Consider the following 24,272-nt stretch of genomic DNA (forward strand, 5'->3'; position numbering starts at 1 on the left):
CTTTGCGAAAGAGGGACAGACCTAGTCCGCCTTCTCTTCCTTCTTGATCTCTTCGCCGGTTTCCTGATCGACGACCTTCATCGACAGGCGGACCTTGCCGCGATCGTCGAAGCCCAAGAGCTTGACCTTCACTTCCTGGCCCTCTTTGAGGACGTCGGAGGGGTGGTTCAAACGGCGGTTCTCGATCTGGGAGACGTGCACGAGGCCGTCGCGCTTGCCGAAGAAGTTCACGAAGGCGCCGAAATCGACGATCTTGACGACTGTGCCGGTGTAGATCGCGCCCTCCTCAGGCTCTGCCACGATCGAATGGATCATGTCATAGGCCTTCTGGATGGCTTCGCCGTTGGGCGAGGCAATCTTGATCACACCGTCGTCGTTGATGTCGACCTTGGCACCGGACACTTCCACGATCTCGCGGATGACCTTGCCGCCCGAGCCGATCACTTCACGGATCTTGTCGGTCGGGATATTCATCGTCTCGATGCGTGGGGCGTGGACGGAGAAGTCACCCGCGCCGGACAGCGCCTTGTTCATCTCGCCCAGGATATGCAGACGGCCCGCCTTGGCTTGTGCCAGGGCTTTCTGCATGATCTCGGGCGTGATGCCTGCGACCTTGATGTCCATCTGCAGCGACGTGATGCCCGCTTCTGTCCCAGCCACTTTGAAGTCCATATCGCCAAGGTGATCTTCATCACCCAAGATGTCCGTCAGGATCGCATAGGAGCCATCATCTTCCAGCACGAGGCCCATAGCCACACCGGCCACAGCAGCCTTGAGCGGAACGCCCGCATCCATCATCGCCAGCGAGCCACCACAGACGGACGCCATGGAAGACGACCCGTTGGATTCGGTGATCTCGGAGACCAGCCGCACTGTGTAGGGGAAGTCCGTGGGCGCGGGCAGAACGGCCTGAAGGGCGCGCCATGCCAATTTCCCGTGGCCGATTTCGCGGCGGCCGGGAGGGCCCACGCGACCCGCTTCACCGACCGAATAGGGCGGGAAGTTGTAGTGCAGCAGGAAGTTGGATTTGAAATTGCCGTGCAGCGCGTCGATGAATTGCTCATCATCGCCGGTGCCCAGCGTGGTGACGACCAAGCCTTGCGTCTCACCGCGGGTGAAGAGCGCCGAGCCATGGGTCCGGGGCAGCAGGCCTGTTTCACAGACGATGTCACGGACCTCATCGAGCGCACGCCCGTCGATCCGTTTGCCTTCTTTCACGACCGTGCCGCGCAAAACGCTGGATTCGAGCTTCTTGAGCGCGGAGCCGAGATTGGCGTCTTCCTGCTGTTCCTCGGTCAGAGCGGCAATGATCGCCTCTTTGGCTGCGGACACCGCTGCTGTGCGCTCTTGCTTGTCGAGGATGGCATAGGCCGCGCGCATCTGCTCTTCGCCTGCCGCTGCAACAGCTGCATAGAGCTCGGAGTAGTCAGGCGCTTCGAAGGGAAAGGGTTCTTTCGCGGCATCTTCGGCCAGATCGATGATCAAGTCGATGACGGGCTGGATTTGCTCATGGGCGAAATTCACTGCGCCGAGCATTTCTTCCTCGGTCAGCTCATAGGCTTCCGACTCCACCATCATGACGGCGTCTTTGGTGCCGGCGACGACCAGATCAAGGCGCTGATCAGGGTTCAGGCGCAGATCCTGCATATCGTCGATCTCGGGGTTCAGGATGTATTCGCCATCCTCAAAGCCCACGCGACAGCCCGCAATCGGGCCACGGAACGGCGCGCCGGAAATCGTCAGTGCGGCGGAGGTCGCGATCATCGCGACCATATCGGGGTCATTGACCAGATCGTGGCTGAGCACAGTGCACATCACGAGCACTTCGTGTTTGAAGCCCGGCACGAAGAGCGGGCGGATCGGACGGTCGATCAGACGCGCGGTCAGCGTTTCTTTCTCGGTGGGGCGCGCCTCACGTTTGAAGAAGCCGCCGGGGATCTTGCCCGCGGCGTAGTATTTCTCTTGGTAATGCACCGTCAGCGGGAAGAAGTCCTGTCCCGGCTTGGGGCTTTTGGCGAAGGTCACGTTCGCCATGACGCGGGTCTCGCCCAGCGTGGCGATGACGGAACCATCTGCCTGACGGGCAACCTTGCCCGTTTCCAGTGTGAGCGTCTCCTCGCCCCACTGCATCTCTTTTTTCACAATGTTGAACATCTAGGTATCCTATATGGGAGCACTCCCGGGCGGTCCCGGGTCTCCCGTTCCAATGGCGGCCCCATTGCCGCCGACCCCTCCATCCATGTCATGCGCCGGGGTCAGAGCGTCACGTCTCAGATGGGCGCGGCATACACGGTTTTCAGGCCTTTGAAAAGCGCGCAGATTTTAGGCTTGTTGCAGCTGCATCAGTCGCGTTTCACGGCCCTAGGGGAGGCGCGCCCTCAGTGCCCCCCGCACAAGTGGTTCAACCGCGTGCGCTGCCGGATGGTTTGACGTCCGGGCAGCCGCGGCGCGCGCATGCGCGAAGCACAGATCCTGTTCACTTGAAAATCACGAGCTGGCGAGCACACGGCGCTGTCTCAGCCATGTGATTTCCAAAATACCAAGCCTTGCCGGAGTGATGGTGCACACCCGGGCAATGATCCGGGCGATCACAACGGACAGGAGACACATATGTTCCAACACAGATTCAAACGCACGGGACTCACGGCGCTCGCGCTCGTTTTGTCGGCGGCGGCCGCGCAGGCGACGACGCTCAATATCACCGTGACCAATCTGCAAAGTGAGGGCGGGCTGTCTGCCACGCCGCTTTATCTGGGATTTCACAACGGCTCTTTTGACGCCTTTGATAACGGCGGCGTTGCATCAGCGGGGCTCAAGGAGATCGCGGAGACTGGCTCGCCTGCCGCTATTGCCGCGCAACGACGCGCGACGGATCCCAACAGCCAAGGCCTTGTGCTGGCCAGCCCGGATGGCCCGCCCCCGATCCAACCCGGTGAGACCGTCTCGGGACAGATCACGCTGGAGCAGACCGGCGCAACGTTCCTGTCATTCCTCTCCATGGTCCTGCCTTCAAACGACACGTTTATCGGCAATGATGACGCTTATGCCTATCAGGTTCTCGATGATTCAGGCAGCTTTGTCGGCCCCTTCACAATCGATGTCACAGGCAACCATTTCTATGATGCCGGCACAGAAGCCAACGGCCTGTTGGGCTCGGCGTTTGTGCGTGATCAGGACATCAGCCTGAACCCCGCAGGCGAGGGCACGATCTCATTGGCCACGACGCTTGCCGAATTCGCAGGCGCAACTCTGGCCACAGGCGACGTGCTGGGCGATGCCGCACAGCTTGATTTTGCGTCAGACCGCGCGGCGTTTGGATTGTTGTCCATCGCCGTGACGGAAGTCGCCGCGCCCGTTCCTTTGCCGGCCTCCGGGCTGTTGCTGGGGCTGGGCCTTGGTCTCTTTGGTTGGGTCCGCCGCAAAGCCTGACGCCAGCAAGGATTGGCCCATCACAGGGCCAATCCACTCTCAGGGCGAGTTGCAACCGCTGGCCTATTCGTTCTGTTTTTCAGATCGAACTCATATAAATGTAGTATTTTTTATTTCCCCGCCGCATCGCTACACCCGTCGGAACACGCATCACGGGGTTTTACATGCTATGGATCTGATACTCGACATATTGAGCACCATGCTCTCGCAGCTGCAAAAGCCAACGCTGGCTTTCCTGATTGGTGGCATGGTTCTGGCGGCTTTGGGGTCCAAACTTGAAGTGCCGCAGCCCGTCTATTCTTTCGTTGTCCTGCTTCTGCTCCTGAAGATCGGGATTGGCGCTGGTATCTCTGTCCGAGAGGCGGATCTTGTGGCGCTGGCTGTGCCTGCCATCGGTGCGGCCATAGCCGGTATTCTGATTGTGCTTTTGGGCAGTGTTACTTTGGCAAAATGGCGCGGTGTCTCGAATATGGATGGCATGGCGACGGTTGGATTGTTCGGCGCCGTGTCGGCCTCGACGCTTGCAGCCAGTATGGCCGTGCTCGATGGCGAAGGCATTGCCTACGAAGGCTTCATTGGCGCGCTTTATCCCTTCATGGATATCGCAGCCCTTGTCACAGCCATCGTTCTCGCCCGGATGAGTGCTGTACGGCAAACCGCCGGATCCGTTCAAGCGAGCGGCACGATGACCTTGGGTGGCGGCGCGAAGTCGGCAGGCGGCGGCGCGTGGGATGGTGCCATGGTCAAGGGCATTCTCATCGACACATTCCGCAGCCCGGCCATTTCCGCACTCATCCTCGGGATCATGTTGGGCCTGTTTGCGCGGCCTGACGCTGTCTATGCAAGCTTCTATGAACCGCTCTTCCGGGGATTGCTCTCGATCCTTATGCTCGTCATGGGCATGGAAGCCTGGTCACGGCTCTCCGAGATGAGGAAGGTGGCGCATGCCTACGTTCTGTACGGTCTGACGGCGCCCATCGTGCACGGGTTGATTGGCTTCGGCATCGGGCTGGCTGCACATCATCTGACAGGGTTTTCAGCGGGCGGCGCCGTGTTGCTGTCTGTCATGGCGGCCTCCAGCTCGGACATTTCCGGCCCGCCCACGATGCGCGCTGCGCTGCCAGAGGCCAATCCGTCCGCTTATGTCGGCACGTCGACAGGCCTGGGAACGCCCGTCGCCATCCTCTCGATCCCGCTGTTCATGGCGCTGGCCGACAGGTTCATCGGTTTCTAGGGGCCACGGGGCAGCCAAAGTGATGGGAGCGGCGCGAAGTCAATTCGCGCCGTTTTCCTGTACGATCTCTGCAATCTGGCGCGCCCAATCGCCGATGATCGGAATGAATTCTACCTGACTGAGAGACCAGACCAGAAGCGACAGCAGAACAGTCGCGCCAATGACACCCCCGAGGCCAACCATGAGGCCCCGCGCGAAGGAAAAGGCCATCAAACGCGGGAAGCTGTCATAGGTGCGCAAAAAGCGGTGCGCCCGTAACTTGGACACTTCCTCTTTCAACGCACGGACTTCTTCACGCAATTCGTCTGACATGCAGGGGCTCCCATTGCTTCGATGTCATCATAGGGTGGCGAGACCGACGCGCCAATCGGGGCAAAGAAAAAGGGGCCCGCAAAGGCCCCTTTGTCGGTCGGTTGCGGCACGATTTAGCGGCGCAGACCAAGACGCCCGATGAGCGACGTGTAGCGCGCTTCATCTTTGGCTTTGAGATAGTCCAACAGCTTCCGACGCTGGGCCACAAGCTTGAGCAGACCACGACGGGAGTGGTTGTCTTTCTTGTGCGTCTTGAAGTGCTCTGTGAGAGTCGCGATGCGCGAGGACAATACGGCAACCTGAACTTCGGGCGAACCTGTGTCGCCGTCTTTGGTCGCGTATTCTTTCATCACGCGGGCTTTGTCTTCAGCAGTAATCGACATCGGGGTCTCCTTTGAAGTTAGAGTGAATGGCGCGAGCCGGGATGTCGTCCAGCAAGGCCCATGGAGAACCGCACACAGCGGATCGCGCACATCAGCGCGATGCGCGCGTATAGGATGATTCTGCGCTACGGGAAAGTGGTTTTGTTTACAGGGTGCTTTAGGAGAAACTTAGGCTGCAGCAACCAACGTCACATCTGAGGGCTGCAAGGCCACCTCACCATCCAGCGCAGCCGTTGCAACGCCATTCACGCGGATGATCGTGATGTCGGTTTCCTCATCGTAACTGACATCAATCTCCGCGTCGGTCTGGTCCTGACCAACTGCAATCTGCAACTGGTCTTCGCCGCTGGTAAAATCGATCAGGTCGATCAGCGTACCGCCCTCGATCATCACGCGGTCGGCGCCGCTCCCGGTGTGAACAACATCGCCGTCTCCGGCTTCGATCACATCGTTGCCATGGCCTCCGTTGAGGAAATCCTGCGCCGTGTCATCCGCGCCATGCAACGTGTCGTCGCCGTCATCGCCGTTCAACGTATCCTGACCCGCTCCGCCGCGCAGCACATCCGCGCCTTCGCCACCGAGCAGCACATCGTTCCCGTTCCCGCCTTCCAACGTGTCGTCACCCGCGCCATCCTCGATCAGATCATCACCGGCACCGCCTTGCGACAAGTCATCACCGATGTGGCCACGCAAGGTGTCGTCGCCAGCACCGCCGATCAGCGTGTCGTCATCCTGCCAGCCCTCCAGCCGATCATCGCCAGCACCGCCGGACAGCAGGTCATCGCCGCTTCCGCCTTCGAGCGTGTCGTTCCCGTCTTCACCCTCAAGCGTGTCATTCCCGCCTGCGCCGGTGGCCAGATCGTTGCCTGCACCGAGTGTGATCGTGCTGTCGCCCTCGCCACCGGAAAGGAGATCGGACCCATCAGTACCCTCAAGATTGTCAGCAGCCGGTGGCACATCCGGATCATCCGACGACGCAGGATCCGTGGGCGCGCCATCATCAAGTTCTGACACAGCATCAGCGACCAAATCCCCTTCGCCGATACCATCGCCCTGAGCCGTAGTGTCGTCCCGCTGATCACCCACCGCGTCGTCATCCGTGCTTTCGTTGCCCAGCAACACCAGCGAACCGACCATGGCGGCGCTTAACAGACCTGCAAACAATAACATTGGACCCTACTCCATCAATTGGCTGAGGGTATCACAAGATTGCCTTTTCAGCAAATTTTGAGAGGTTAATAGGTTAACGATTTCGGGCACTTGCGCCGTCCCAAGGCATGGGGCGCGCCGCGTAGCTTACGTAGAGCGGATGGCGCGGCAACCCCTGCCGCGTCAGGCCAAGCACGTGCAGACTATATTGCGACAGCCATGACAATGCCTTGGCGTCTTGACCCAGATGCGCCCCGTGCACCCCCCAGGCCGCAAGCACCATGCCCGCGCGTTCCGCGGCTCTTCGCACAAAATGCGCATTCTCCGGGCCTTCGGGGGCCTCTGCGCGGGCCAAATCGGCTGGGTCTGTCGCGCAAAACGCAAATAGGTTTACGATCTCTATGCCACCAAAATTGAGCAGCTGCGCCCGTTTCTGACAGCGCGCAATCGTCGGATCATTGGCTTTCTCGTTCGCTTTCGAGGGATTCAGCATCACGAAGGCAAGCGCGGGCCGGTCAGACCAGCGCCGCGACAAGGCGTAGCGATAGGTGCCGCAGTCGGAAAAGACCGCTTCGGAGACAACCTGATCTTCGCTGACGTGATGCCGCCACTCAAGCGCCATGATCGAGGATCACCCGTTGAGGCTGTACCAGACCGCCGCGATATTCACCCACGGCAATCGCCCGCCCGTCATGGCTCACCCACACCGTCTCGCCGAATTCGGCATGACCAATGGCTTCCGCGGGATTGCCGTTGCGCAGCCGTGTGACTGCCCCCTCGGTCGCCCGCAACTCCGGCAGATCGGCAAGAGCCACTTCCAGCGGCTGAACATGTGTGTCCAGCTCTGGCGTTCGCGCCAATGTCTCGATGGTCTCAAGCGTGATCCCGCTTTCCACATCAAAGGGCCCGGACCAGACACGCCGCAAGCGCACGACATGGCCCAGACATCCCAGAGCTTCACCCAGATCACGCGCAATCGAGCGGACATAGCCTCCTTTGCCACACGTCATTTCGAACACGGCGTGATCGGCATCGGGCACGTCTGTCATGAGCAATTCCTCAACCCAAAGTGGCCGGGCGGACAGGACGACATCCTCGCCATCGCGGGCTTTCTTGTAGGCCCGCACACCGTCAATCTTCACAGCGGAAAACGCGGGCGGCACTTGTTCGATATCGCCCAGAAACGCTGGCAACGCAGCCTTGATCGCGGCCTCATCCGGGCGCGCCGTGCGTTCGGCAATGATTTCGCCATCCGCATCGTCGGTATTGGTGGCCTGCCCCCAACGCACGGTGAAAGTATAGGCCTTAAGCGCGTCGGTCACGTAGGGAACGGTCTTCGTCGCCTCGCCCAGAGCAACCGCAAGCACTCCGGTGGCGTCAGGATCGAGCGTACCCGCGTGGCCCGCTTTCTTCGCATCAAGCGCCCAGCGAACCTTGTTGACCACCGCCGTCGACGTCATGCCTGCCGGTTTATCCACGATGAGCCAGCCGGATATATCCCGGCCCTTGCGTTTGCGCCCCATGGGCCCCTCCGTCTTGGAATGAGGCGGCGGGGTAGCGGAGGGACGCCTTGCTCGTCAAGAGCGCAGCTGATGCTGCGGCCTATCCGTTTGGATCCACAACGCCGAGAATGGGCCCCATCGTGCGCCCGAAATCTGACCGTCCCGCCTCGGCATCGTAGAGGCGGGAGACATTGCCATCGAGAAAGAGTGCATTCGGCACGCCAAGCGCATCCCGAAACAATCGTGCGAAGGTATGGAATGTGACAGGCGCGTTGGAAATCGCAAAGACGACACGCCGCCCATCGGCACTGGAGCCAACGCCGTTACGCACAAAGGTTGAGGTTGAGTCGGGCAAGAACCTCGGGTGAAGCTCCCCGTCAATTACCAACATCGGCCCCGATTGCGTCGCATACCGGCACTCCGGCGCAGCGGCAACAAAGGCCATCGTCTCGAAGACATCCGCCCGATTGTCCCGCATGCAGAACACGCCATTGGGCAGCATGCCGAAATTGCCCGGCCCCGCATTGGGGATCACACGCATCACCTCCACGCCGTCCTCGACATAATGGCCCACCGGCGCGCGATCGTCGTGATACATGCCGCCATTCATCGCAAAACGCAGTGCGAGCCCGTCGCCCGCCAATTCCGCGTCCACCGATCCGAAGCTGCCATGAACCGCGCCGTCTTCATCGCGCAGAAAAAGGCGAATAGAATCGGTCTGAGCATCCGCCTCACAAATTGTGAAGGGCACCTCTTCAAACGTCATGTCTTCACAGGCGAGGGCCGGGCTCGTCGCCGTCAGAAGCAGCGCGGCCAGAAATGTCTCATTCTTCCACATCACGGCGCACCGTCTCCTGAGCAAACATCGCGCGAGTCTCATCCATCCGGTCATAGGTTTCATCCAGACGAAAGCGCAGATCGGGCGCATATTTCAATGTCAGCTGCTTTGAAACGGCGCGGCGCAGCTCTGATTTGTTGCGCGCGAGAAGCTCAATGATCTGATCCTGACCCTCGCCCCCCAAGGGCGCCACATACACTGTGGCCACTTTGAGGTCAGGCGAAGTGCGCACTTCTCCGACCGTAACCGAGATCCGGTTGAGATCGGGGTCATGCACATCGCCGCGCAGCAACACGTCAGACAGGGTTCTGCGAATGAGTTCGCCGACGCGAAGTTGGCGTTGCGAGGGCCCGGGGCCGTCATGAAACTTATTGTATGCCATAAATGTGCAATATGCCCTCTTCTCCCTTTTGCCAAGCGCCGCCGCGCGGGCTAGAAGCAACAAAACGCCAAAGGAGCCCTCATGAGCGATCAGACCCCCGGCATAGTTGTCACAGGCGCTTCGGGCCGGATGGGCCAGATGTTGGTCCAGACGGTCAACGAGAGCAGCCGCGCCCATCTTCATGGCGCACTGGAGCGTTCCGGACACCCATGGGTGGGGCAGGATATCGGCGAAGCCATGGGCGGTGCCGCATCAGGCGTCATCGTCAGCGATGATCCGCTGGAGGTCTTTGCCAGAGCACAGGCTGTCATCGACTTTACCGCCCCTGACGCCAGCGTTGCCTTCGGCGATCTCGCCGCGCAGGCGCGCTTGGTGCATGTCATTGGGACAACAGGCTTCGACGAGCGGCATCTGGCCCGCCTCGATGCCGCCGCGCGCCATGCCACGATCGTGCGCGCAGGCAACATGTCTCTGGGCGTAAACCTGCTGACGAAGCTGACGGAACAGGTCGCGCGCGCGTTGGACCCCGATTACGACATCGAGATCATCGAAAGTCACCACAATCAGAAGGTTGATGCGCCCTCGGGCACCGCGTTGATGCTCGGAGAAGCCGCAGCTGCGGGGCGCGGCGTCTCGCTTGCGGACGTGTCGGACCGGGGCCGCGATGGCATCACAGGCGCGCGCAAAACGGGTGATATCGGATTTGCTGTCGTGCGCGGCGGCGACATCGTTGGCGAGCATGATGTGATGTTTGCCGCTGCCGGTGAGCGCATCGTCCTGCGCCACATCGCCTCCGATCGGCGGGTTTTCGCGCGTGGCGCCCTGAAAGCCGCGCTTTGGGGCCAGGATCGGGCGCCCGGGGCCTATGACATGATGGATGTTTTGGGTTTATAAAGAAAACGTGAGTAAACCAGATCCGTCTCTCACACGTATGAGTCGCAAATGCTGATGTAAAAAGCACTTGGGGACCAAACCATGTTTAGAATATCTATTGTTGCCACCGCCCTGACTGTCCTGCCTCTAATGGCGCAGGCGGAACTGGCGACCGTCAAAACCAAACAGCAATTCGTCGAGCTTATTGCCGGCAAGACCCTGTCGCGGCCTTTCGTGAAATTGCAAGTGACACCCAATGGGTCGATCAGCGGGCGTGGCGCGCGCTGGGATGTCGAAGGCAATTGGACATGGCAAGACGGATACTTCTGCCGTGATCTGTTCTGGGGTGGCGATCCGCTCGGGTACAATTGCCAGGAGGTCCGTGCCAACGGCAATCGCGTGCGCTTTACCTCTGATCGCGGCGCAGGCGATTCTGCGGAGTTCAGACTGAGGTAAGCTCGCGATCAAAAATCGATCGCGATGCCTTTCTTCTCCCAATCACCGTAGCGCACAGGCTCTGGCCCATCGCGTCCACCAAGCTCCAACGGCAAGGCATCCCCAGACGCCTTCTCGCGGCGCGCATCTGCCTCCGCCAAAGCGCGCTGCGCGGCCTCGGGAAGCGCGGCGCGACGATCTTCTTCGCTGATCGGTTTAGTCTGCTTTTCCTGATCCATAGCTCCTGATATACGGCGCCACCCGGCGCAGGCAAGCGCCATGATGAAAGGCAGCCCATGGCGGACAAACGCACTCTCACTGCACGCGGCGCGGCGTTGTGGCTGTTGTCACAGGTCCTGCGTGAAGGGCGCCTCTTGTCCGAGGTTCAGGGCGCACCGCGCCTCGCGAACCTGCCCGCTGCCGAACGGGCGCGCGCTGGACGCTTGGCCACCGACACATTGCGCCATCTGGAGCGCACCAACCGCGTTCTGAAACCCTTTCTGCGCAAACCGCCCCCCCCGCCAGTTCTCGAGATTCTTCAGTTATCGACCTGTGAGCTTTGTCTGGGAGGGGATGCCCATGGCGTCGTGAACGAAGCGGTATCGCTGACCCGCGCCACGAAACGTCACAGTGCCCTGTCGGGTCTTGTGAATGCCGTCCTGCGCAAGGTTGCAGCGGAGGGACCCGCCAAATGGGCAGAGCTGCGCGCGCCGCATCTGCCAAAATGGTTGCGCCGCCCGCTCGCGGACGCCTGGGGCGCCGATAGCGTGGCCGCCATGGAGCGCGTATTTGCCGAGCGCCCACCGCTGGATCTCACACTGAAATCCAGTGACGCAAACCAACCCGACGGCATAGTTTTGCCCACAGGCACGCTGCGCCTCACCGATCCGGGGCAGGTGTCGGCCCTGCCCGGCTTTGCAAACGGGGCCTGGTGGGTTCAGGACGCGGCGGCCGCGCTGCCCGTGCGCGGTCTGGGCGATGTAACAGGTCTGAACGTGCTGGATATGTGCGCGGCCCCGGGTGGCAAGACGATGCAGCTGGCCGCGCGCGGCGCAAAGGTCACGGCCCTTGATGCCTCCGAAAGCCGGCTTGCGCGGGTCCATGAAAACCTGGAGCGCACAGGCCTGAAGGCCGACATCGTCTGCGCGGATGCATTGAGCTACGATCAGACAGGCTTCGATGCCATCCTTCTTGACGCCCCCTGCTCCGCCACGGGCACAATCCGACGCCATCCTGACTTGCCGCATGCCAAGACCGGCGAGGAAATCGGGGCGTTGATCGAGATGCAAGCCCGGATGCTTGACCATGCTCTCAGCCTTCTCAAGCCCGGCGGGAAACTCGTTTTTTGCACCTGTTCTCTCCTGCCTGACGAGGGCGAATGCCAGATCGATGACGCCCTCGCCCGACATGATGTTTTGCGGGTTGTGCGTGAGGCCTTTGACATACACGGAGTGGACCCGGCATGGCGCTCAAGCGAGGGTGGTTTGCGCCTGCGTCCTGACCTGTGGGCCGAACATGGCGGCATGGACGGCTTTTACATGGCGTGTCTGCAAACTTCCGCCTAAGCGGACGTGACTTGGATGCCTGAAAGCGTTAACATACGCAAAGAAAACGCCGCAAAGAGCGCCCTGAGGCAGAGAAATGTCCCGAAAAGATCGCTGGTCCGCCCTGCGGACACGATATGTGCAGAGTTGGCACGCCCGCCGAACCGCTTCTGTGGCTCCGGCCAAAGGTTTTGTGTCCAGCCCTGAGCCGCGAACCATTGGTAGTTTTGCCCGCGGACGACAGCTCTGTGCGGGCAACCTGATGTTTGCCGGGCATCTAATCGAGGCGCGCGATGCCGATTTGTGGAGCCTGACGCCGCCGGACATCGCCTTCATCGAAGAAACGCACGGCTTTGGCTGGCTGGACGATCTGGCCGCCGTGGGAGACCTGCCCGCGCGAGACGTGGCGCAGCGGTGGCTGGGGGCCTGGGTTGCGGCCTATGGCAACGGGTCCGGCCCGGGCTGGACGCCGGATCTGACCGGCCGGCGCATCATTCGCTGGATCCATCACGCGATTTTCCTGATTGGCGGCGTCGACAAAGACAGCTCGAAGGCTTTCTTTGCCTCGCTCTCCCATCAAGCGGCGTTTCTGTCCAAGACCTGGCGCATGACACTTCCCGGCTTGCCGCGATTTGAAGCGCTCACGGGGCTCATCTATGCCGGGCTGTCACTTGAGGGCCGCGAAGAGCTGGCAAGCCCTGCCATTGATGCTCTGGCGCAGGAATGCGCGCGAGAAATCAGTGATCAGGGCGGCATCCCGACGCGCAATCCAGAAGAGCTTTTGGAAGTCTTCACCCTTTTGATCTGGGCCGCGATGGCGCTGCGCGAAACAGGCCGCACTGTGCCAGAGGCACACCAGGCCGCGATTGAGCGGATCGCGCCAACCCTGCGGGCGTTGCGGCATGCAGATGGCGGTCTGGCGCGGTTTCATGGCGGCGGCAAGGGGGTCGATGGCAGGCTGGATCTTGCGCTGGCCGAAGCGGGCATTCGCAAAAATGCGGACGGTCTCGCCATGGGATTTGCGCGTCTGAGCGCCGGGCGCAGCACGATCATTGTCGATGCGTCCTCGCCGCCCAAAGGCACCGCCTCCTTCAACGGCCATGCCTCGACCTTGGCGTTTGAGCTCACCTCCGGGCGACGCCCGCTCATCGTGAACTGCGGGTCGGGCGCTTTCTTTGGCGAGGACTGGCGCCGCGCCGGGCGGGCGAGCCCGTCTCATTCGGTTCTGTCGCTTGAGGGGTATTCGTCGGCGCGGCTGGGGCGGGAGAATGCACGAAGCGGTTTGCGCCGGGAGATGTTGGCGGATGTGCCCGAGGAGGTGCCAGTCGAGATGTCCTCCGCGCCCGACGGGTTGCGGTTTGAGGGCGGGCACAATGGCTATGTCGTCACCCATGGCCTAACCCATGCGCGCACGCTGGAGGTTACATTTGATGGCCGCGGCATCGTGGGCGAGGATCTGTTGATCGCGATCGAGAAAGCGGATCAGGCGCTTTTCGATGCACGGATGAACGAAGCGAAGCTGGGCGGCATCCCCTTCCACATCCGGTTTCACCTGCACCCAGATGTGGATGCGGCGATTGATCTTGGCGGCGCTGCTGTTTCGCTCGCGTTGAAATCCGGCGAGATCTGGGTGTTCCGGCATGAAGGCGAGGCGGACATGACGCTTGAGCCTTCTGTCTATCTCGAGACGGGGCGCTTGCGGCCGCGCGCGACAAAACAGATCGTTTTAACTCATCGCGCGATGGGCTATGCGACGCGCCTAAGGTGGTCCTTTGCCAAGGCGCAGGAGACCGCGATTGCCGTCCGCGACCTCGCGCGCGACGAGATACAATTCGAAGAGACCTGAAGGATCGCTGCTCCGATGAAAGATGCCGCCACACCCGTTGCGCTGAAACGCGCGTTGATTTCCGTGTCCGACAAGACAGGCCTGATTGATCTGGGCAAGGCTCTGGCCACACGGGGCGTTGAGATTTTATCCACGGGCGGTTCCGCCAAAACGCTGCGCGATGCGGGGCTCGAGGTTGTCGATGTTGCGGATGTGACGGGATTTCCCGAGATGATGGATGGCCGCGTTAAGACATTGCACCCGGCCGTGCATGGCGGATTGCTGGCCTTGCGGGACAACCCCGACCATGTGGCCGCGATGCAGGCCCATGGCATTGGCGCGATCGATCTTCTCGTGGTCAATCTCTATCCGTTTGAGGCCGCTCTGGCGCGCGGCGCAGGCTACGACGAGATGATTGAGAACATTGACATCGGTGGCCCGGCGATGATCCGCGCCGCAGCCAAGAACCATGGGGATGTCTGCACGATTGTCGATGTTGAAGACTACGACGCGCTGCTTTCAGAGCTCGACAGCAACGCGGGTGCGACCACCTATGCGTTCCGGCAGCGTCAGGCGCAGATCGCCTATGCGCGGACCGCCGCCTATGACGCGGTTGTGTCCACATGGATGGCCGACAGCATCGGGGCGCAGGCCCCGCGCCGCGTCAGCTTTTCGGGCGAGATCGCACAGACATTGCGCTACGGCGAAAACCCGCACCAATCTGCAGCTTTCTACCGGGATGGCTCAGCCCGACCCGGCGTGGCCACGGCGAAGCAACACCAGGGCAAAGAGCTGAGCTACAACAACATCAATGACACCGATGCCGCCTTTGAACTCGTGGCGGAGTTTGACCCCGGCGAAGGCGCGGCCTGTGCGATCATCAAACATGCCAACCCCTGCGGTGTGGCGCGCGGGGCGAGCTTGCTGGAGGCCTATAAAGCAGCTTTTGATTGCGATCGTACGTCCGCATTTGGCGGGATCGTTGCGCTCAATCAGCCGCTTGATGCGGAGACCGCGCAAGAGATTACCGGGATCTTTACAGAAGTCGTGATCGCGCCCGGGGCCAGCGATGAGGCCATGCGTATTTTTGGCCAGAAGAAGAACCTGCGTCTTTTGACGACGGACGGGCTGCCGGATGTGCGGGCCGTTGGCAAAACCGTGCGTCAGGTTGCCGGGGGTCTCTTGGTTCAGGACAAAGACACGGGTTTCATTGGCATGGATGACCTGCGTGTCGTCACCAAGCGCGCGCCCGACGATGCACAAATGCGGGACCTGCTGTTTGCCTGGAAGGTCGCCAAACACGTGAAGTCCAACGCGATTGTCTATGTGAAGGATCAAGCCACCGTGGGCGTGGGTGCCGGACAGATGAGCCGTGTCGACAGTGCTTTGATTGCGGCCAAGAAGGCGGAGCGCATGGCGGAGGCATGCGGATATGAGACGCCGCTCACCATTGGCTCTGCCGTCGCCTCGGACGCGTTTTTCCCCTTCCCGGACGGATTGCTGGAAGCGGCTGCCGCGGGCGCCACATGTGTCATCCAGCCCGGCGGCTCGATGCGCGATGACGACGTGATCCGGGCCGCCGATGAGGCTGGTTTGGCGATGGTGTTTACGGGCATGCGCCACTTCCGACACTAGGGCTTTCGGGACACCGCGTCTCGCGGGCTTTCAATTTGAACCTGTGCACATTAGGTGCACGGAAACATGTCAGATGAAAGGAGACGCGGCATGCGCCTGTTGGGTTGGGCCGCTTTCTGGATTTTCCTGCTGGACCAGGCCACGAAATATTTCGTGGTCTATTGGCTGGATTTACGACGTGTGGGGGAGATTGATGTCCTGCCGCCATTCTTGAATCTTCGTATGGCATGGAACTACGGGATCAACTTTGGGCTGTTCTCGGGCCAGAATGATCTCACGCGCTATATCCTGATCGCGGTGGCGTTGGCGATTGTGGCCTTTGTCCTGATCTGGATGAAGCGCGACCCGCCCGGGCGGTTGGGCTTCCTGTCTGCCGGTGTTTTGATTGGGGGTGCGTTCGGCAATATCGTGGATCGGGTGCTGTATGGCGCGGTTGCGGATTTTCTGAACATGTCGTGCTGCGGGATCGACAATCCGTTTGCGTTTAACGTCGCGGATGTTGCGATCTTTGCAGGGGCAATTGGGCTCGTGTTCTTCACGAGCCATGACAATGATCCTGCCGATGAAAACCGGGCGTGACGACGCTGCTAAGATGGGCTACACATCCCCAAAAGCCGAGCAGGAGACCCAGATGACATCGCGCCGCCCCGTGCTGACCCTGACAGCCCTTGGCCTTGCCGTTTTTCTGGCAGGGTGCGGCGAACGGGATATCTCCCTGCGCATGATCCGCAATGCGGGTGACGGTCCGGAGGAATTCGGGATCGTGCCCACGAAGCCTCTCGAGTTGCCTTCGGAACTGTCGAGCTTGCCACAACCCACACCCGGTGCGGCCAACCGGACGGATCAGCGGCCGGTGGAAGATGCTGTGGCGGCGTTGGGCGGAAATCCCGCGCGCGTGCGTCCTCAAGGTGGCGTGCCCACAGGCGACAGCGCATTGATTGCAAGCGTGAGCCGCTTTGGGCGCGACGGCAATATTCGTGCTGATCTGGCGGAAGAAGATCTGGAATTCCGCCGCCGAAAGTCGCTCTTCACGTGGAAGATCGTACCAGAAGACGAATACAACGAAGCCTACAGACGGCAGCGTCTGGACCCCTACAACGAGCTGAACCGGTTCCGCCGCGCGGGTGTTCGTACGCCTGCGGCCCCGCCCGAGGGCTTCGAATTCTAGGCAGCTCATGCTCACGAGCATGTCAGAATCCCTTGAAGCGGCGGGCTTCACGCCCATTTGATCACGAAACATCCGTGAAAGGAGTGCGCATGCGCCTTGCTCAATGGTTTGGCCTCGCGGCCCTGATCTGCACCTCAACAGAGGTCATGGCCGAACAACCGGTAACCACGACAACACTCGACAACGGGATGCAAGTGGTTGTTATCGAAGACAATCGCGCGCCGGTTGCCGTTCATATGGTGTGGTATCGAGCAGGGTCAGCCGATGAGCCTGCGGGCGCATCGGGCATCGCGCACTTTCTCGAACATCTGATGTTCAAACGCACGGACACACTCGAACCGGGCGAGTTCAGCAAGACGGTTGCGCAAAACGGCGGTTCCGACAATGCGTTTACGAGCTATGACTACACCGGCTATTTCCAACGCGTCGCCGCGGATCGCGTGGGCCTGATGATGCAGATGGAGGCCGACCGCATGGTCAATCTGCAGCTCAAAGAAGAAGACATCCTGACGGAGCGCGAAGTCATCATCGAAGAACGCAATCAGCGCACCGAGAATGACCCGGGCGCCTTGATGCGCGAACAGATGCGCGCTGCCCTCTATCTCAATCATCGCTATGGCGTACCCATCATTGGCTGGCGCCATGAGATGGTCTCGCTCGATATGGATGATGCTCTGGAGTTCTATGCAGACCACTACGCGCCCAACAATGCGATCCTGATCGTCGCCGGGGATGTGACACCTGACGAGATTGTGGCCCTAGCGGAAGAGCATTACGGGCCGATTCCGGCCAATCCCGAGATTGAGCCGCGCGCCCGCCCGCAAGAGCCGCCGCAAACTGCCGCGCGGCGCATGGTCTTTGAGGACCCTCGCGTGGCGCAGCCCTATGTGATGCGCAGCTATCTGGCGCCTGAGCGCGATCCGGGTGCACAACGCGAAGCTGCGGCGCTGTATCTGCTGAGCGAAGTGCTCGGAGGGTCTCAAACGTCCGTGCTGGCCGAAGCGCTTCAGTTTAAAACGTCAAAGGCCGTTTATGCAGGCGCCGGATATTCTGCAACGTCTCTGGATGACACCACGTTCACGCTGGTCATGGTGCCCTCTCAGGGTGTGAGCCTCGAAGACGGGGAAGCCGCAATGGACGCGGTCGTGGCCGAGTTTCTCGAAACGCGCGACATCGACGATGACCAACTGGCCCGCATCAAACGTCAAATCTACGCGTCGCAAATTTATGGCCAGGACAATGTGCAGCAAGTTGCCAATCGTTTTGGCCGCGCGCTTACGGCGGGTCTGACGGTCGAAGACATTCAGGCATGGCCAGACATTCTGCAATCCATCACGGAGGAGGAGATTTTTGCGGCCGCAGATGCGCTGTTTGATCTTGATCGCTCCGTGACCTCCTATCTCACCCGCCCTGCTGACGCGTCTGAGGAGATTACCCAATGAGAGTGTTTCTCGCAGCCTGCTTGTCGCTTGTCTGGCTCACCTCTGCCGCACGCGCCGAAATCGATATCAAGGAAGTCACATCTCCCGGCGGCCTGACGGCCTGGTTGGTGGAGGACCATTCCATCCCGTTCGTGGCGCTCGAAATACAATTCAAGGGCGGAGCCTCCCTCGATCCGGCGGACAAACGGGGCGTGACCTATCTCATGTCAGGCCTGTTGGAAGAAGGAACGGGCGATCTGGACGCGCGCGGCTTTGCCCGGAAAGTTGAAATGCTGGCGGCCAGTTTCGACTACGACACGTCCGACGACGGCATTTCGATTTCCGCGCGCTTCCTGACCGATACAACCGATGAGGCGATTGATCTTCTGCGCCGCTCGATTACTGAGCCCTCTTTCCCTCAGGATGCGATTGAGCGTGTGCGTGCTCAGGTGCTCTCCAGCATTGCCTCTGACCAGACAGACCCGTCGACCATAGCACGTCAATCCTTTGACGCTCTGGCCTTTGGGGACCATCCCTATGGTCAGCCGGTGTCCGGAACCGCAGAGGTCGTTGAGGCGCTGACGCGCGATGATCTGGTCGCGGCGCATCGCGCTGCGCTGGCGCGTGATCGCGTCTACATCTCTGCCGTGGGCGACATTACTGCGGAGCAATTGGGTGCGGTCATGGATACGCTTCTTGGCGCGCTTCCAGCCGAGGGCGGCGCGTTTCCGAACGAGGTCCCCTTCGGTCTGGAACCCGGCGTTACTGTTGTGGAGTATGACACACCGCAATCCGTAGCGCTTTTTGGCCATCCCGGTCTTGAGCGGGATCATCCCGATTTTATTGCAGCTTTCGTGATCAATACGATCTTCGGCGGCGGTGGGTTTGAGGCCCGTCTGATGCAAGAGGTGCGCGAGAAACGCGGGCTGACATATGGGATTTATTCCTATCTGATGCCCAAGGAATTCTCCCATGCCTTCGTGGGTCAATTCTCCTCGGCCAACGACCGGATCGCAGAGGCGATTGATGTTGTTCAGGCGGAATGGGCGCGCATTGCCTCTGAAGGCGTCAGCCAGACCGAATTGGAGGAGGCCAAGACATATCTGACCGGCGCCTATCCTCTGCGGTTTGACGGCAACCGACGCATCGCCAACATCCTTGTGGGCATGCAAGTGGATGATATCCCGATGAGCTATGTCCAAGAGCGCAATGATCTGGTCAATGCTCTGACGTTGGAAGAGATCAATCGGGTCGCATCAGAGCTGTTCAGACCTGATGAGCTTGGCTTTGTCGTCGTTGGCAAGCCCGAGGGATTGCCCACTGAGGCCACGCAGTAAAAACTGGCTTCGCTTCTCGAAAAAGAAAACGGCCGGAGGCGGGGACCTCCGGCCTGACCGGTTAAAGGGGGACAAAACCGGTTTGATAGGCAGGGTTGACAACGACACCCTGATCACCCGCCGACTATGCCCCCATCTTGGTTAAGAAGGCCTTAATTGGCGCCCTTCGCCAAAAACGAAACTACCCCAGAAGGCCCGCAGACGTCAGAGCCGCATCGATCTGGGCACGCGTCTGCTCGGAGACAGGCAACAAGGGCAGCCGCACCTCTTCTGAACACAGACCCAACCGCGACATGGCGTATTTCGCGCCGCACAGACCCGGCTCCGCGAAAATGGCCTGGTGCAGCGGCATCAACTTGTCCTGCAATTCGAGAGCACGCGCATAGTCTCCCGCGAGGCATGCGTCCTGCAATTTGCTGCACAAACCAGGCGCCACATTGGCCGTCACGGAGATACACCCCACACCGCCCTGCGCGTTGAAGCCATGGGCTGTCGCATCTTCGCCCGAGATCTGCAGAAAGTCCGCACCGCAGGTCATGCGCTGCTGGCACACCCGCGCAAGGTCTCCCGTCGCATCCTTGACCCCGACGATCCGCGGCAGCTTGGCAAGCTCGCCCATTGTCTCGGGCGTCATGTCGACAACGGACCGCCCGGGGATGTTGTAGATGACAATAGGAAGATCAACCGCGTCGTGCAGCGTTTTGAAATGCGCGATAAGCCCAGCTTGCGTGGGCTTGTTGTAATATGGCGTCACGACGAGCGCGCCTGCGGCGCCGACCGATTTCGCATGCTGCATGAAGCGCAGACTTTCGGACGTATTGTTGCTCCCCGCCCCCGCGATGACGGGCACACGGCCCGCAGCGGCCTTGACCACCTCTTCAACGACCAATTCATGCTCGTCATGGGTCAGCGTTGGGCTTTCGCCCGTCGTGCCGACAGGAACGAGACCGTGGCTGCCTTCAGAAATATGCCACGCCACAAGTTTTCGCAGCGTCTCCAGATCGACGGCGCCGTCTTTAAACGGCGTTACCAGGGCTGGCATGGACCCTTTGAACATGAGACGCTCCTTTGTTGTGTGCAGCAAACCTTTGCCGCGTGAGGCCTGATCGCGGGATCGTCGGTTGATGCTCCCGCGCGACAGGTTAATTTATCAGATGTCTATTCCCCGGCGATGGAGAAATTGCAAGCCATGACCCGCGCTATCCTTTGTGCTTTCGCGATTTGTTTGGCTGTCCCCGCCTTTGGGCAAACGGTGGTCGAGTCCAGTTTGCGCCCTGTCGCCCGTCCCGTCACAGATGTCGCCGAAGCGCCCCCGGTCGAGCCAAGCGCCGAGCCCAGCAAGGCAGAGGCAGAGGCCCTGGCCCAATTGCGGCCCAAAAAGCGCGATGCACAGGCCATTCGCCCTCTCGCGCGAGCCATGGATGCCGTGCGCGCGGAAGACTGGGCGCTTGCCTTACAACACGCCGCCGCAGACGGGCCTGTCGCGCAGGACATCGTGTTGTGGAACAAACTGCGGGCTGGCGAAGGCAGCGCTGCAGAGGTCACTGACTTCTTGTCCCGCAATAGCGACTGGCCGGGCCTGCCATTGCTCAAAGAGAAATCCGAGCCCGCGATGGTCGATGCGGGTCGTGCAGACGTCTTGCAGTTCTTTGCCGAACATACGCCGCGCACAGGCATTGGCGCCCTGACATATGCCCTGGCCCTCCGGTCGGCGGATCAGGACGCACAAGCGCGCGCGGTCATCGTTGAGGCCTGGAAAACGCTTGATCTGGAACCCTCCGAGAAGGCGGTCTTCCTCAATGACTTCTCAGCCCTCCTGCGCCCTCATCATTGGGATCGGCTGGATTTGATGCTCTGGAAAGGCTGGACGAACAATCCGCGCCGCATGGAGGGCCTCGTATCTGAGGCGCAATGGCAACTGGCGCAGGCCCGAATGGCGCTGCGCCGGGGCGGATCCGCGGGTGACATTCCCGCAGAGCTGCGAAACGACCCTGGGCTGGCCTTCGAGCGGTTTCGTATCGCGCGCGGCAAGGCCAAGCAAGACATCCTGATGGCGCGCTCGACATCGGCAGAGATGCTGGGCCGACCCGAATTCTGGGCCCCCGACCGACGCCCGATGGCCCGCGCCCTGATGCGCCGGGGTGAGCTGTCAGATGCCTACCGTGTGGCATCCAGCCATTTCCTGACATCGGGCCGCGATTTTGCGGATTTGGAATGGCTATCGGGCTATCTCTCGCTGCGCTTGGGGAACCCGAGCCGCGCCCTCGCACATTTCGAGCGGTTTCGCGACGACGTGTTCACGCCGATTTCTCTGGGTCGGGCGGGATACTGGGTCGGCCGCGCGCATGCGGCGCTGGGAAACCCCGAAGCCGCTGAAGCAGCTTACCGTCAGGCCGCGCGCTATCAGACGTCATTTTATGGGTTGCTCGCCGCCGAGCGTGTTGGCGTCCCGATCCCTGATGCGTTTCAAGGCCGCCAACCCGAGGGCGATTGGCGCACCGCGGCGTTCACCACGTCTCGCGTGCACAAAGCCGCAACGCTGCTGTTGGCCGCCGGCGAAGACTGGCCCGCCGAGCGCTTCTGGACGCATCTGTCCGAAACACTGCCCGAAGATCAGATCCGCCTGATGGGCAAGATGCTGGAAGAGCTGGGCCAGCCGCATATCGAGGTCATGCTTGGCAAACGCGCCGCACAGGCGGGCCTTGAGATCCACGCGCCTTATTACGCGCGACACCCCATCGCGGATTTGCGCTGGCCCGTTCCGGCCGAACTGGTTCTTGCGATTGCCCGGCGCGAGAGCGAGTTTGATCCCGGTGTGGTGTCTCACGCGGGTGCCCGTGGGCTCATGCAGTTGATGCCGGCCACTGCCCGCGACGTCTCTGCCGATCTGGGCCTCAGTTATTCCTTCGACGGTCTGCTGACGAACCCCGGCTACAACGCGCGGCTTGGCGCAGAGTATCTCCGCCAGATGGCCTTGCGATATGATGGCAATCCCGTGCTTATGGCCATCGCTTACAATGCCGGGCCGGGGCGCGCAGACCGGTGGCAGGAGCTTTATGGCAGCCCGCGCGGACGGGGCGTGGATATCGTTGACTGGATCGAAGGCATCCCGTTTCGGGAAACCCGCAACTACGTCATGCGGGTCACGGAGAGCCTGCCGATTTACCGGGCCCGCCTCGGGCTGGACCCCCTGCCCCAGCCCTTCTCGGACCTATTGGTCAGCTCTGCCCTGCGCCCGCGCGCGGTAGAGGGTGAATAGCCCGGCCCCGACAATCAGAAACGCCCCGACAAGGACCGGCCATTCGAGCACCTCACCGAAGAGCATAATTCCGATGCCCGCGGCAAAGAGGGATTGCAAAAAAGCCAGTGGCTGGATCGAAGACGCCTCCGCCGCCTCATAGGCCTTGATCATAAGCCAGTGCCCGAAGGCACCGGTCACGCAAAGCGCCGCCATCCACATCCAATCGGTCTTGCTCATGGGCTCCCAGAACCACATACCCAGACAGGTCATGAACACGGCGCCAACAGTACCGGTCCAGAAAAAAGACGTGGCGGCGCTGTCGCGTCGCGCGACGAAGCGCGTCAACAAGGCGTAGAGCGCGAACATGGTCGCCGAAGCCAGCGGAACCAGCGCATAAGGCGAGAAGACGCCCACCCCCGGGCGCAGGATGAACAAGACACCCATGAAACCGACGCCGATAGCAGCCCAGCGGCGCCAGCCCACATATTCGCCCAGCACAGGTCCGGACAAGGCGGCGACAAGCAGCGGATAGGCCACAAAAACTGCGTGGCTCTCCACCAGACCCAGTAGGGTAAAGGCCCCCACCATCACACATATCTCCAACGCGAGCAGGACACCGCGCAGCGCTTGCACCTTCGGAAAGGCCGATTGCGCGACACGAGCCAGCCCGCCACGCTCGCGCATCGAAATCCCTACGACAAAAGCCGCGAAAAACCAGTAGCGGATCATCACGATCATGATGACATTGTAGGTCGAGGCCAGATGCTGGGAGATCCCGTCCTGCGCCGCAAAGACCACTGCCGTTGCCGTCATATAAAGCTGGCCGCGCCGGTCGGGTGTCATCTTCGACGCCCAACACTCATATGCCGCTTGCGCCCGAACCCCGGCACACGCGAGATCTCGAAACCAGCAGCATCCAGCGCGCGCCGGACATGCCCGGCCGCAGTATACGTCGCGCAGGTGCCCCCCGGTGCCGTATGCTCGCCTACTGCGCGCAGCAGATCAGCGTCCCAGAGTTCCGGGTTCTTGGCGGGCGAGAACCCATCGAGAAACCAGGCATCTGCAACAAGGTCGGTGTTCGGCAGGCGGTCGCGCGCATCCCCAACGATCAGCCGAAACTCCAGATCCTGAAGCGTGATCTCGGACGCACCCCATTGGGGCGCCAGCTCTTGAGCAAGCGCTGCAAGTTCCTTGAACGGGCGCTGCGCCTGCTGCATGGCCTCGAGCGGCAGGGGAAACGCTTCAAAAGATGTATAGCGCAGCTTGCCGGGGATGCCTGCGGCGCGAAACGCCTGCAACGCAACCAACAGGTTGAGACCGGTGCCAAAGCCCAATTCGGCAATATGAAAACCGTCACAGAACCGGTCCGGCAAGTCATTCCCTGCGAGAAAAACATGCCACGTTTCCGCGACACCATCATCAAGCGAATAGTAAGGATCGTCGAACTGACGCGAGACGGGAACATCGCCCCGCCATTCCAGATCCTGATCGCGGGATCTCTTGCTCTGGTCTGTCATGTCTCCCTGCCGTATTTGAGGCAAACACGGCGACATAATCTGGGGAA

At 61.0% G+C, this 24,272-nt stretch carries 24 protein-coding genes; 12 read left to right on the plus strand and 12 right to left on the minus strand.

Annotation, left to right across the window (positions count from 1 at the left end):
* Window positions 1–21 precede the first annotated feature (21 nt).
* A complete protein-coding gene (gene pnp, locus ACP15S_RS11720) occupies window positions 22–2,154 on the minus strand; it encodes a polyribonucleotide nucleotidyltransferase (RefSeq protein ID WP_425039824.1) in 2,133 nt (710 codons plus the stop codon).
* 456 nt (window positions 2,155–2,610) lie between these two features.
* Here pnp and ACP15S_RS11725 point away from each other — a divergent pair, with 456 nt between their 5' ends.
* Together ACP15S_RS11725 and ACP15S_RS11730 are read left to right on the plus strand one after the other, a co-directional pair.
* Window positions 2,611–3,429 carry a spondin domain-containing protein gene (locus ACP15S_RS11725; RefSeq protein WP_425039825.1) on the plus strand — a complete coding sequence of 273 codons (819 nt, stop codon included), beginning with the start codon at window positions 2,611–2,613 and terminating at the stop codon, window positions 3,427–3,429.
* A 169-nt stretch (window positions 3,430–3,598) separates the two neighbouring features.
* Window positions 3,599–4,663 carry a sodium-dependent bicarbonate transport family permease gene (locus ACP15S_RS11730; RefSeq protein ID WP_425039826.1) on the plus strand — a complete coding sequence of 355 codons (1,065 nt, stop codon included), beginning with the start codon at window positions 3,599–3,601 and terminating at the stop codon, window positions 4,661–4,663.
* Window positions 4,664–4,702: 39 nt separating this feature from the next.
* On the opposite strand, the gene ACP15S_RS11735 is transcribed toward ACP15S_RS11730, so the two are convergent.
* From ACP15S_RS11735 to rbfA, 7 genes are all read right to left on the minus strand, one after another.
* Window positions 4,703–4,975: a DUF5665 domain-containing protein gene (locus tag ACP15S_RS11735; protein WP_425039827.1), complete on the minus strand. Its 273-nt coding sequence runs from the start codon at window positions 4,973–4,975 to the stop codon at window positions 4,703–4,705.
* Between the two features lie 113 nt (window positions 4,976–5,088).
* Window positions 5,089–5,358, minus strand: a complete 270-nt coding sequence (gene rpsO / locus ACP15S_RS11740; protein WP_425039828.1) for a 30S ribosomal protein S15 — start codon at window positions 5,356–5,358, stop codon at window positions 5,089–5,091.
* A 168-nt stretch (window positions 5,359–5,526) separates the two neighbouring features.
* The gene (locus tag ACP15S_RS11745; RefSeq protein WP_425039829.1) at window positions 5,527–6,528 is read right to left on the minus strand and encodes a calcium-binding protein; all 1,002 of its coding nucleotides are present in this window, start codon (window positions 6,526–6,528) and stop codon (window positions 5,527–5,529) included.
* A gap of 73 nt (window positions 6,529–6,601) precedes the next feature.
* The gene (locus ACP15S_RS11750; protein WP_425039830.1) at window positions 6,602–7,129 is read right to left on the minus strand and encodes a DUF1643 domain-containing protein; all 528 of its coding nucleotides are present in this window, start codon (window positions 7,127–7,129) and stop codon (window positions 6,602–6,604) included.
* Window positions 7,119–8,030: a tRNA pseudouridine(55) synthase TruB gene (gene truB / locus ACP15S_RS11755; protein WP_425039831.1), complete on the minus strand. Its 912-nt coding sequence runs from the start codon at window positions 8,028–8,030 to the stop codon at window positions 7,119–7,121. The genes ACP15S_RS11750 and truB overlap by 11 nt, the downstream gene beginning before the upstream one ends.
* A gap of 79 nt (window positions 8,031–8,109) precedes the next feature.
* Window positions 8,110–8,847: a phosphodiester glycosidase family protein gene (locus ACP15S_RS11760; RefSeq protein WP_425040887.1), complete on the minus strand. Its 738-nt coding sequence runs from the start codon at window positions 8,845–8,847 to the stop codon at window positions 8,110–8,112.
* On the minus strand, window positions 8,834–9,229 hold the full coding sequence (gene rbfA / locus ACP15S_RS11765) for a 30S ribosome-binding factor RbfA (protein ID WP_425039832.1): 396 nt from the start codon (window positions 9,227–9,229) through the stop codon (window positions 8,834–8,836). The genes ACP15S_RS11760 and rbfA overlap by 14 nt, the downstream gene beginning before the upstream one ends.
* Before the next feature lie 81 nt (window positions 9,230–9,310).
* On the opposite strand from rbfA, the gene dapB reads away from it, so the two are divergent.
* Window positions 9,311–10,123, plus strand: coding sequence for a 4-hydroxy-tetrahydrodipicolinate reductase (dapB, locus tag ACP15S_RS11770; RefSeq protein ID WP_425039833.1), 813 nt, complete (start codon window positions 9,311–9,313; stop codon window positions 10,121–10,123).
* A gap of 129 nt (window positions 10,124–10,252) precedes the next feature.
* Window positions 10,253–10,558, plus strand: coding sequence for a dihydrodipicolinate reductase (locus tag ACP15S_RS11775; RefSeq protein ID WP_425040888.1), 306 nt, complete (start codon window positions 10,253–10,255; stop codon window positions 10,556–10,558).
* A gap of 8 nt (window positions 10,559–10,566) precedes the next feature.
* Here ACP15S_RS11775 and ACP15S_RS11780 read toward each other — a convergent pair whose 3' ends face one another.
* Window positions 10,567–10,776, minus strand: a complete 210-nt coding sequence (locus ACP15S_RS11780; protein WP_425039834.1) for a DUF1674 domain-containing protein — start codon at window positions 10,774–10,776, stop codon at window positions 10,567–10,569.
* A 57-nt stretch (window positions 10,777–10,833) separates the two neighbouring features.
* On the opposite strand from ACP15S_RS11780, the gene ACP15S_RS11785 reads away from it, so the two are divergent.
* The 7 genes from ACP15S_RS11785 (at window position 10,834) to ACP15S_RS11815 (ending at window position 19,467) form a co-directional block, all read left to right on the plus strand.
* Window positions 10,834–12,102 (plus strand): RsmB/NOP family class I SAM-dependent RNA methyltransferase, encoded by a 1,269-nt coding sequence (locus ACP15S_RS11785; protein WP_425039835.1) that lies wholly within the window; start codon window positions 10,834–10,836, stop codon window positions 12,100–12,102.
* A 76-nt stretch (window positions 12,103–12,178) separates the two neighbouring features.
* Window positions 12,179–13,927: a heparinase II/III family protein gene (locus tag ACP15S_RS11790; protein ID WP_425039836.1), complete on the plus strand. Its 1,749-nt coding sequence runs from the start codon at window positions 12,179–12,181 to the stop codon at window positions 13,925–13,927.
* Between the two features lie 15 nt (window positions 13,928–13,942).
* On the plus strand, window positions 13,943–15,541 hold the full coding sequence (gene purH, locus ACP15S_RS11795) for a bifunctional phosphoribosylaminoimidazolecarboxamide formyltransferase/IMP cyclohydrolase (protein ID WP_425039837.1): 1,599 nt from the start codon (window positions 13,943–13,945) through the stop codon (window positions 15,539–15,541).
* A gap of 90 nt (window positions 15,542–15,631) precedes the next feature.
* Window positions 15,632–16,120, plus strand: a complete 489-nt coding sequence (lspA, locus tag ACP15S_RS11800) for a signal peptidase II (protein WP_425039838.1) — start codon at window positions 15,632–15,634, stop codon at window positions 16,118–16,120.
* Window positions 16,086–16,709: a DUF3035 domain-containing protein gene (locus tag ACP15S_RS11805; RefSeq protein ID WP_425039839.1), complete on the plus strand. Its 624-nt coding sequence runs from the start codon at window positions 16,086–16,088 to the stop codon at window positions 16,707–16,709. Before lspA ends, ACP15S_RS11805 begins: the two co-directional genes overlap by 35 nt.
* An 89-nt stretch (window positions 16,710–16,798) precedes the next feature.
* Window positions 16,799–18,151: a M16 family metallopeptidase gene (locus ACP15S_RS11810; RefSeq protein WP_425039840.1), complete on the plus strand. Its 1,353-nt coding sequence runs from the start codon at window positions 16,799–16,801 to the stop codon at window positions 18,149–18,151.
* Entirely contained in the window at window positions 18,148–19,467 is a 1,320-nt protein-coding gene (locus ACP15S_RS11815; protein WP_425039841.1) for a M16 family metallopeptidase, read from the plus strand. Before ACP15S_RS11810 ends, ACP15S_RS11815 begins: the two co-directional genes overlap by 4 nt.
* A 181-nt stretch (window positions 19,468–19,648) precedes the next feature.
* On the opposite strand, the gene dapA is transcribed toward ACP15S_RS11815, so the two are convergent.
* The gene (gene dapA, locus ACP15S_RS11820) at window positions 19,649–20,524 is read right to left on the minus strand and encodes a 4-hydroxy-tetrahydrodipicolinate synthase (RefSeq protein WP_425039842.1); all 876 of its coding nucleotides are present in this window, start codon (window positions 20,522–20,524) and stop codon (window positions 19,649–19,651) included.
* A 132-nt stretch (window positions 20,525–20,656) separates the two neighbouring features.
* Here dapA and ACP15S_RS11825 point away from each other — a divergent pair, with 132 nt between their 5' ends.
* Complete coding sequence (locus tag ACP15S_RS11825; protein WP_425039843.1) at window positions 20,657–22,726, plus strand: lytic transglycosylase domain-containing protein; 2,070 nt, start codon at window positions 20,657–20,659, stop codon at window positions 22,724–22,726.
* On the opposite strand, the gene ACP15S_RS11830 is transcribed toward ACP15S_RS11825, so the two are convergent.
* Both ACP15S_RS11830 and mnmD read right to left on the minus strand, forming a co-directional pair.
* A complete protein-coding gene (locus ACP15S_RS11830; RefSeq protein ID WP_425039844.1) occupies window positions 22,679–23,551 on the minus strand; it encodes a DMT family transporter in 873 nt (290 codons plus the stop codon). The genes ACP15S_RS11825 and ACP15S_RS11830 overlap by 48 nt on opposite strands.
* Window positions 23,548–24,225 (minus strand): tRNA (5-methylaminomethyl-2-thiouridine)(34)-methyltransferase MnmD, encoded by a 678-nt coding sequence (mnmD, locus tag ACP15S_RS11835; protein ID WP_425039845.1) that lies wholly within the window; start codon window positions 24,223–24,225, stop codon window positions 23,548–23,550. The genes ACP15S_RS11830 and mnmD overlap by 4 nt, the downstream gene beginning before the upstream one ends.
* Window positions 24,226–24,272 lie beyond the last annotated feature (47 nt).

This window comes from Primorskyibacter sp. S187A, from assembly GCF_049800955.1.
In the GTDB taxonomy this organism is placed as follows: Bacteria; Pseudomonadota; Alphaproteobacteria; order Rhodobacterales; family Rhodobacteraceae; genus JAKVBH01.

Bases quoted from the DNA above. Each gene is read 5' to 3' on its own strand.
- pnp (WP_425039824.1), bottom strand. From the start codon at position 2,154: ATGTTCAACATTGTGAAAAAAGAGATGCAGTGGGGCGAGGAGACGCTC.
- ACP15S_RS11725 (WP_425039825.1), top strand. From the start codon at position 2,611: ATGTTCCAACACAGATTCAAACGCACGGGACTCACGGCGCTCGCGCTC.
- ACP15S_RS11730 (WP_425039826.1), top strand. From the start codon at position 3,599: ATGGATCTGATACTCGACATATTGAGCACCATGCTCTCGCAGCTGCAA.
- ACP15S_RS11735 (WP_425039827.1), bottom strand. From the start codon at position 4,975: ATGTCAGACGAATTGCGTGAAGAAGTCCGTGCGTTGAAAGAGGAAGTG.
- rpsO (WP_425039828.1), bottom strand. From the start codon at position 5,358: ATGTCGATTACTGCTGAAGACAAAGCCCGCGTGATGAAAGAATACGCG.
- ACP15S_RS11745 (WP_425039829.1), bottom strand. From the start codon at position 6,528: ATGTTATTGTTTGCAGGTCTGTTAAGCGCCGCCATGGTCGGTTCGCTG.
- ACP15S_RS11750 (WP_425039830.1), bottom strand. From the start codon at position 7,129: ATGGCGCTTGAGTGGCGGCATCACGTCAGCGAAGATCAGGTTGTCTCC.
- truB (WP_425039831.1), bottom strand. From the start codon at position 8,030: ATGGGGCGCAAACGCAAGGGCCGGGATATATCCGGCTGGCTCATCGTG.
- ACP15S_RS11760 (WP_425040887.1), bottom strand. From the start codon at position 8,847: ATGTGGAAGAATGAGACATTTCTGGCCGCGCTGCTTCTGACGGCGACG.
- rbfA (WP_425039832.1), bottom strand. From the start codon at position 9,229: ATGGCATACAATAAGTTTCATGACGGCCCCGGGCCCTCGCAACGCCAA.
- dapB (WP_425039833.1), top strand. From the start codon at position 9,311: ATGAGCGATCAGACCCCCGGCATAGTTGTCACAGGCGCTTCGGGCCGG.
- ACP15S_RS11775 (WP_425040888.1), top strand. From the start codon at position 10,253: ATGGCGCAGGCGGAACTGGCGACCGTCAAAACCAAACAGCAATTCGTC.
- ACP15S_RS11780 (WP_425039834.1), bottom strand. From the start codon at position 10,776: ATGGATCAGGAAAAGCAGACTAAACCGATCAGCGAAGAAGATCGTCGC.
- ACP15S_RS11785 (WP_425039835.1), top strand. From the start codon at position 10,834: ATGGCGGACAAACGCACTCTCACTGCACGCGGCGCGGCGTTGTGGCTG.
- ACP15S_RS11790 (WP_425039836.1), top strand. From the start codon at position 12,179: ATGTCCCGAAAAGATCGCTGGTCCGCCCTGCGGACACGATATGTGCAG.
- purH (WP_425039837.1), top strand. From the start codon at position 13,943: ATGAAAGATGCCGCCACACCCGTTGCGCTGAAACGCGCGTTGATTTCC.
- lspA (WP_425039838.1), top strand. From the start codon at position 15,632: ATGCGCCTGTTGGGTTGGGCCGCTTTCTGGATTTTCCTGCTGGACCAG.
- ACP15S_RS11805 (WP_425039839.1), top strand. From the start codon at position 16,086: ATGACAATGATCCTGCCGATGAAAACCGGGCGTGACGACGCTGCTAAG.
- ACP15S_RS11810 (WP_425039840.1), top strand. From the start codon at position 16,799: ATGCGCCTTGCTCAATGGTTTGGCCTCGCGGCCCTGATCTGCACCTCA.
- ACP15S_RS11815 (WP_425039841.1), top strand. From the start codon at position 18,148: ATGAGAGTGTTTCTCGCAGCCTGCTTGTCGCTTGTCTGGCTCACCTCT.
- dapA (WP_425039842.1), bottom strand. From the start codon at position 20,524: ATGTTCAAAGGGTCCATGCCAGCCCTGGTAACGCCGTTTAAAGACGGC.
- ACP15S_RS11825 (WP_425039843.1), top strand. From the start codon at position 20,657: ATGACCCGCGCTATCCTTTGTGCTTTCGCGATTTGTTTGGCTGTCCCC.
- ACP15S_RS11830 (WP_425039844.1), bottom strand. From the start codon at position 23,551: ATGACACCCGACCGGCGCGGCCAGCTTTATATGACGGCAACGGCAGTG.
- mnmD (WP_425039845.1), bottom strand. From the start codon at position 24,225: ATGACAGACCAGAGCAAGAGATCCCGCGATCAGGATCTGGAATGGCGG.